General features: G+C 65.1%; 7 protein-coding genes. 3 read left to right on the top strand and 4 right to left on the bottom strand.

The window, feature by feature from the left end:
* The coding region (locus tag BRAS3809_RS19975; protein WP_035657092.1) for an isocitrate/isopropylmalate family dehydrogenase at positions 1–212 on the top strand (212 nt) is incomplete at its 5' end.
* Here BRAS3809_RS19975 and BRAS3809_RS19980 read toward each other — a convergent pair.
* From BRAS3809_RS19980 to BRAS3809_RS19990, 3 genes are all read right to left on the bottom strand, one after another.
* Positions 209–1,027 (bottom strand): enoyl-CoA hydratase, encoded by an 819-nt coding sequence (locus tag BRAS3809_RS19980; protein ID WP_008963867.1) that lies wholly within the window; start codon positions 1,025–1,027, stop codon positions 209–211. The genes BRAS3809_RS19975 and BRAS3809_RS19980 overlap by 4 nt on opposite strands.
* Positions 1,028–1,362: 335 nt before the next feature.
* On the bottom strand, positions 1,363–1,758 hold the full coding sequence (locus BRAS3809_RS19985; protein ID WP_006611929.1) for a helix-turn-helix domain-containing protein: 396 nt from the start codon (positions 1,756–1,758) through the stop codon (positions 1,363–1,365).
* Between the two features lie 7 nt (positions 1,759–1,765).
* On the bottom strand, positions 1,766–2,986 hold the full coding sequence (locus BRAS3809_RS19990) for a LysR family transcriptional regulator (protein ID WP_008963870.1): 1,221 nt from the start codon (positions 2,984–2,986) through the stop codon (positions 1,766–1,768).
* A gap of 528 nt (positions 2,987–3,514) precedes the next feature.
* On the opposite strand from BRAS3809_RS19990, the gene BRAS3809_RS19995 reads away from it, so the two are divergent.
* Together BRAS3809_RS19995 and BRAS3809_RS20000 are read left to right on the top strand one after the other, a co-directional pair.
* On the top strand, positions 3,515–3,760 hold the full coding sequence (locus BRAS3809_RS19995) for a hypothetical protein (protein ID WP_008963871.1): 246 nt from the start codon (positions 3,515–3,517) through the stop codon (positions 3,758–3,760).
* A 304-nt stretch (positions 3,761–4,064) separates the two neighbouring features.
* Entirely contained in the window at positions 4,065–4,799 is a 735-nt protein-coding gene (locus BRAS3809_RS20000) for a cytochrome c biogenesis CcdA family protein (protein WP_008963872.1), read from the top strand.
* A gap of 19 nt (positions 4,800–4,818) precedes the next feature.
* Here BRAS3809_RS20000 and BRAS3809_RS20005 read toward each other — a convergent pair.
* Positions 4,819–6,316: sensor histidine kinase (locus BRAS3809_RS20005; RefSeq protein WP_240535722.1), on the bottom strand; the 1,498-nt coding region annotated here is incomplete at its 5' end.

The following is a 6,316-nucleotide window of genomic DNA, read 5'->3' on the forward strand; positions in this document are numbered from 1 at the left end:
AGGGCAAGGCGAACCCGACCGCGATGATTCTCTCGGCCGCGATGATGCTCGACTGGCTGGCCGACACCCATGGCATCGAAGGTGCGGCCGAGGCCGCGCGGCGCATCGAGCTGGCGGTGGACAAGGTGTATGCAGGCGGCCTCAAGCCGTTCGAATTCGGCGGCAGCGCCGGCACCGTTGATGTGACTCGCGCGGTGCTGGAGGCGCTCTAGCGCCCCTTGAAGGCCGGCTTGCGCTTCTCCATGAAGGCGCGGCGCCCTTCGCGGAAATCCTCCGAGTCCATGCAGGCGTCGCCGATGCGCTTGATCGCGGCCATGTCGCGGCGGCTCTCGTCCTTCAGCACTTCGGCGATGGTGATCTTGGCGGCCTGTACCGCCAGCGGCGCGTTGCCGGCGATCGTGCGGGCGATGTCGCGCGTGGCCGGCAGCAGCTCGTCCGTGGCCATCATCCGGTCGATCAGGCCGATCCGCAGCGCTTCCGCGGCGTCGATGCGCTGGCCGGTATAGAGCAGCAGCCGCGCCTGCGAGGGGCCGACCAGCGACACCAGGTTGCGCAGCCCGTCATAGCCATAGGCGATGCCGAGCCTGGCGGCGGGAATGCCGAACTGGCTGTCGGCCGACGCGACGCGCATGTCAGTCAGCATCGCGATCTGCAGCCCGCCGCCGAGGCAGAAGCCGCGGATGCAGGCGATCGTGGGCTTGGGAAAGTCGGCGAGCAGCGCCCGCTGGGCCGCGCTCCGCTGCGCGTAGGCCTCGGAGGCCTCGGCGTTGTGGCGGCTCTGCTCGAACTGGCTGATGTCTGCGCCGGACACGAACGCCTTGTCGCCGGCGCCGGTCAGCACCGCGACCCGGACGGCGTCATCGTCGCGCAGCGCGGTCAGGGCTTGGCCGAGGCCCTCCCACATCTGCAGCGACATCGCGTTGCGCTTCTCGGGATTGTTGAAGGTCACGATCCCGACCCCGTCGTCGACGGTCATGAGGATCTTGCCCTCGGCGAAGGCGGCGGCAGGTTCGGACGGGGCTGGCATGGATATCCGGGGGAGGCGGCAGGACTGCGCCATCGTTGACCGTCGCCGGTGCGGCGTCAACGCAAGATGCGGGCTTGGGGCTGCGCACCGAGAAAGCCCGGCATGCCGCCACTTCCTATGACGGCAGAAGGCAGAAGAGAGTGTGACGGGACCTCAGGCCGCGCAGCCAACGCTGGGCGGACCAGAAAGACCGGACGACCGATTGCGTCGATCGGCACGCGAGCCAGAGCTGTGAATTCGCCCGAGCCGGCAGAGCGCCAGGCGCCCCCAAGTTGCGCCCTCGAGCGATGATGGCCCATTCCCATCACGTGGAGGCCTGTCAGATGGCCTCGCGCCTATTCCTCGTTCGCGGCGATCGACTCCATCAAGGACACCAGCTGACGTTGCACCGTCTGATCCTTGATCTTGCTGTAGGCGCGCAGCAACCGCAGGCTGAAAGCCGAGTCCAGGAACAGCAGGCTCTCGACCTCGCGGGCCTTGTTGTCGCCGTCGTAGAAGAACGTCACGGGCACGTCGAGTGCGGTGGCGATCTGCTGCAGACGCGCAGCGCCGACCCGGTTGACGCCCTTCTCGTACTTCTGGACCTGCTGGAAGCTCACGCCGAGCTTCTCGCCGAGCTCCGCCTGCGAGATCTTCTGCTCCACACGCCGAAGGCGAATGCGCTTGCCAAGCTCGATGTCGGGCTTGCCGGCGCTGCGCTGCTTCATTTTCTTAGCGGCTGACTTGTTCATACTGATTTTACCGTCCTTCCATCGGAAATCCCCCGAATAAATGGGTCAGGGGTTCGCCCATATATACTGTTTTAAGTTGCTGTGGATGAATGAATTCGTCTTTAAACCACGGGTATTTGGCAGGGTTAAAAGCCTCTACCAGCCAGTCGATCATGTGACGCACCCTAGGGATGCGACCGGTGGTGGCATGGTATGACAGCCAGATATCGTACGACCACTTGAGATCTACCTCGAGGGGTATGATCTTCCCGCCCAGCGCACTCGCATAGGTTGGGAATACTCCGATACCGGCGCCATGCGCGACAGCCCAATAATTGGCGCTGGAGACGTTGGTGGTCATCGCGATGAGGTCCCGCTGCTCAAAGCCGGGGAAGATTGTCGCGAAAGCTGTGTTGGCCGCCGCTTCATCCGCTACTTGCAGAACCAAGCGATGTTTGACCAGCTCGTCAATCGTCTTCGGGATTCCGTAGGTTTCGAGATATTTCTCGCTGGCAAAGCACATCAGGTGCATGCGGCCGAGCCGGACCAGCTTGACGTCGAGCGCCGCCGGCCGCGACAGGTGGATGGCGACGTCGGCCTCGTGTCGTGACACGTCGGCCGAGCGCATCGCGCAGTACAGGTCGACCATCACGTTCGGGAATTTCTGCTGAAACTCGACCAGCCGAGGCGCGAGCCAGAAAGTGCCGAGACCCTCGGTGACGGCGACGCGCACTTCGCCGGATGCGGCGCTGGCGAGGCCGTCGCCGGCGCGCAGCAGCTCGAATGAGGCGGCTTCCATGCGCTCGACCGCCGAGACCACCAGCGCGCCCTCGTCGGTGAGGCGGGCGCCATGCACGTCGCGCGTGAACAGGGTGGCGCCGATCTGCCGCTCGAAATCATCGATCCGCCGTCGGACCGCATTGATCGACAGCGTGAGCCGCTCGGCGGCGGAGCGGAAGCTGCCGGCCCTGACGACTTCGAGGAAGATCCGCGCGGCATCCCAATCGGTGAGATTGGACAGCGTCGATTTGCTGGTGGCGGCCTTGGCGGCAGCAGCCCGGTTCGGGGTGGGGCGCGTGGACGCCTTGCCGGGCGAGACGCCAGCAGCAGCGACGCCGTCTTCGCCAGCGTCGCGGATCGCCGCGCCGGAATGCGCGTCGTCTTGGGCGGCCGGAGCCAGAGTCGCATCGGAGGCTGGCACCTCCTGGCGTTCCTTCTGAGGAACGCCCCGTTCCGCCGCAACGCGCATACAAGCTTTCTCCGCCTGCTAGAGTGCTACCGATAAACTACGGAAACTACGGGACATGGCGTGGTTGGCGCCATGGGTCGGGTTCGATGGATTGACACGTTGACGATCGAGATGAGTCTTTCGGCTTCTGTCCTCTGCAGCATGGATTTACCGCCCGCGCTCATGCAGGGGTACACACAGTGTATGCCAGAGACACGCTTAGCGCGAATCGAGTCGAACATCGACGGTTTTTGTCGCCGCCGACACCAAATGGTATTCGAAGATGCCCAGTTGTCATGCTATCAAAGGAATGTGGCGCTGACTCATCGAATCCTAGACTTCGATCAAACATCGTCGCGCGATTACGTGCGAGATGTTCGCGAGCCGACCACAGCTCTGGACGCGGGGGGCGCTCCAGAGCTGGCTGGGACGGACGCAGGGGAGCAACGGATGACGTATTGGAAAGCCATTCGTGGGCCGGGCTTTGCTCGGCCCCATCACGTCGCACGCTAGAACGGAACGACGCCCGTGGCCAATTCGGACGAACAGATGTTTGCAGTGCTCGCATCGCTTGAGCAGTGCCGCGCGGCCTTGGTCGCGACGGGCAATCGCGAATCGGCGCATTTGATCTCGGTCGCCATTCTCGACCTGCGCATGAAGCTGAACCGTCTGAGCGAAGACGATCTGAAGTCGCTCTGTGACGAGATGGTCCAGGCCGACAATCCCGACAAGCTGCGCGATCCGAAGCTGCAGCCGGGTCAGCGTCGTCAGCCGCTCCTGCGCGTTGTGAAATAGCACAGTTCACTATGTGCACAAAGGTGCATTTAGCGCAATCGTGATATGCCGTGACGGCAGCGTGAGTCGGGATCGGCACCGACGGCCAGCAGGGCTGCACCTGCGTTGGCCCCCGCAAATCAGGCGGCTCCCGTGTATCGAAGGACCTATTCGGCGGTCCGGCCGCGCCCCGGCCGTCGTCACGTCGCAAGCCCGTGACCCGCCGTAACTTCGGCACCTCTGTTGCGTAATCCCCGCATCGGCGGCATGAAGCAGCATGCCCGGGCCTTCAAACACCGTCCGGGCGATGTAGCGCGGGACTCGCATGATTCAGAACGTATCGATTCCGGCGGCGTTCATCGCCGGCCTGGTGAGCTTCCTGTCGCCGTGCGTCCTGCCGTTGGTTCCGCCCTATCTCGTCTATCTGACCGGCGCCACGATCGAGCATATCGAGAGCGAGGAGGCGCCGGCGGCGTCGCGGCGGGCGGTGATGATCTCGGCGGCGCTGTTCGTGCTCGGCTTCTCCACCGTGTTCGTGATGCTCGGCGCCAGCGCCTCCCTGATCGGCGGCCTGATCCGCGCCTGGTCCGAGCAGCTGTCGATCCTCGCCGGCATCGTGATCATCGTGATGGGCCTGCACTTCCTCGGGCTCACGCGGATCGCGTTCCTGATGCGCGAGGGGCGGCTGCCGATTCCGAAGCCGGTCGGCCTGTGGGGCGCCTATGTCATGGGGCTGGCTTTCGCCTTCGGCTGGACGCCATGCATCGGCCCGATCCTGGCGGCGATTCTCTCGATTGCAGCCGCGGAGTCCACGGTGGCGAAGGGCGCCGGCCTCCTGGCCGTCTACTCCGCCGGCCTCGGCATTCCGTTCCTGGTCGCGGCCTTCATGATCGAGCAGTTCTCCGCGCTGTTCATGCGGATGCGCGGCCACCTCGTGAACGTCGAGCGCGCGATGGGTGTGCTGATGATCGTGACCGGCATCGGCTTCCTCACCGGCGCCGTCTCCACCTTCAGCATCTGGCTGCTCGAGACCTTCCCGGCGCTGCAGCGCTTCGGCTGAGCGGCCGCCGGGCTCGCGATCAATCCTCGAGCTTGCAGCTGATGGTGTAGACCACGCCCGGCGGCAGGAAGTCGACGGTGGCCTCGCCGCCGAGCTGGTCGCGCGCTGACCGTTCGATCAGGCGTGAGCCGAAGCCGCGCTGGATCGGCGCCGACACGACAGGCCCGCCGGTTTCCTGCCAGACCAGCCGCAGCCGCGCCGGCAGCTTCTTCGCCGCATCCGGCGGAGTGTGCTCCCAGGACAGATTCACGGTGCCGGTGTCGTTGGACAGCGCGCCATATTTGGCGGCATTGGTCGCGATCTCGTGCACGATCATCGACAGCACGACGGCGAGCCGCGGCGACAGCGCGACCTTCGGGCCGGAGATGCGGATGCGCTCGGGATTGTTCAACTGGTAGGGCTTGAGCACGCGGCCGATCACGTCCTCCAGCTCCGAGCCCTGCCATTTCTCCTTGCTGAGCAGGTTGTGCGCCTCGGCGAGCGCGCCGAGCCGGCCCTCGAACTTCTCGCGCTCGAACCGGCTGGCGCTGCGGAAGGTCTGCACCGCGATCGCCTGCAGGATCGCCAGCGTGTTCTTGACGCGGTGGTTGAGTTCCTCGATCAGCAGGTCGTGCAGCATCTCGGCGCGCGCGATCGTGGTGGCCATCCGCACCGCGAAGGCGAGGCCAATCGCCAGCATGATGCCGCCGATCAGGCTGGTGATGGCGAGGTTGCGCCACAGCGGCGCAACCAGCGAGGTCTCGCTGATGCCGGCGCCGATGATCCAGCCGGTCAGGTTCGAATGCGTGAAGCTCGACAGCAGCGGCTGACCTTCGAGCGACATGCTCGACAATGTCGCTTCGTGCTCGCTCAGCATCCGATCGTAGACCGAGGGCGAGGCCTGCTTGCCGAAGGTCTCGGCGAGATTGGGCACGCGCGCGAACACGGTGGCCTTGCGATCGAGCAGCGACAGCGTCCAGTCGGCATTCGGCCGCTGCTTTTCCAGGATGGTCTGGAACATCTCGATCGGCGGGCTGAACGAGATGTCGTAGATGACCTGGCCGTCGCGAAACACCGGCACCTCGACGGTGATGATCAGGCCCTTCTTCACGATGCCGTAGAACAGGTCCGAATATTGCGCCTGCCGCGTCTCGAACACGCGCTGGGTGATCTCGCGGTTGCTGCGCAGGGGCAGGTGGGCCGTGTCGGTGGTCGCCGACGAGAACAGCTGGTGCCCCTCGCGGTCGGCGACGAGGATGGTGCCGTTCTTGCCGTATTGCTCGAGAAAGCCCATCGCGATCGGGCGGAAGCGGTCGAAATCGCCGGTGGTCAGCGCGTCGGTGAGCGCGAGCACCTGGACGCCGCCGGTCATGCGCTGCATCTCCGCATCGAGCGTCAGGCGGATGCTGCGGACCGTTTCGAGCACGCGCTGTCGCGCGTCGCTGCGGTCCTGCATGTAGTTGTGAAACACGATGCCGCCGGCGAACAAAATGAGCGGCAGCGTGGTCCCTGCGACCAACAGAGCAAGCCGGACCGGC

This window comes from Bradyrhizobium sp. STM 3809, from assembly GCF_000239795.1.
In the GTDB taxonomy this organism is placed as follows: domain Bacteria; phylum Pseudomonadota; class Alphaproteobacteria; order Rhizobiales; family Xanthobacteraceae; genus Bradyrhizobium.

Bases quoted from the DNA above. Each gene is read 5' to 3' on its own strand.
- BRAS3809_RS19985 (WP_006611929.1), bottom strand. From the start codon at position 1,758: ATGAACAAGTCAGCCGCTAAGAAAATGAAGCAGCGCAGCGCCGGCAAG.
- BRAS3809_RS19990 (WP_008963870.1), bottom strand. From the start codon at position 2,986: ATGCGCGTTGCGGCGGAACGGGGCGTTCCTCAGAAGGAACGCCAGGAG.
- BRAS3809_RS19980 (WP_008963867.1), bottom strand. From the start codon at position 1,027: ATGCCAGCCCCGTCCGAACCTGCCGCCGCCTTCGCCGAGGGCAAGATC.
- BRAS3809_RS20000 (WP_008963872.1), top strand. From the start codon at position 4,065: ATGATTCAGAACGTATCGATTCCGGCGGCGTTCATCGCCGGCCTGGTG.
- BRAS3809_RS19995 (WP_008963871.1), top strand. From the start codon at position 3,515: ATGTTTGCAGTGCTCGCATCGCTTGAGCAGTGCCGCGCGGCCTTGGTC.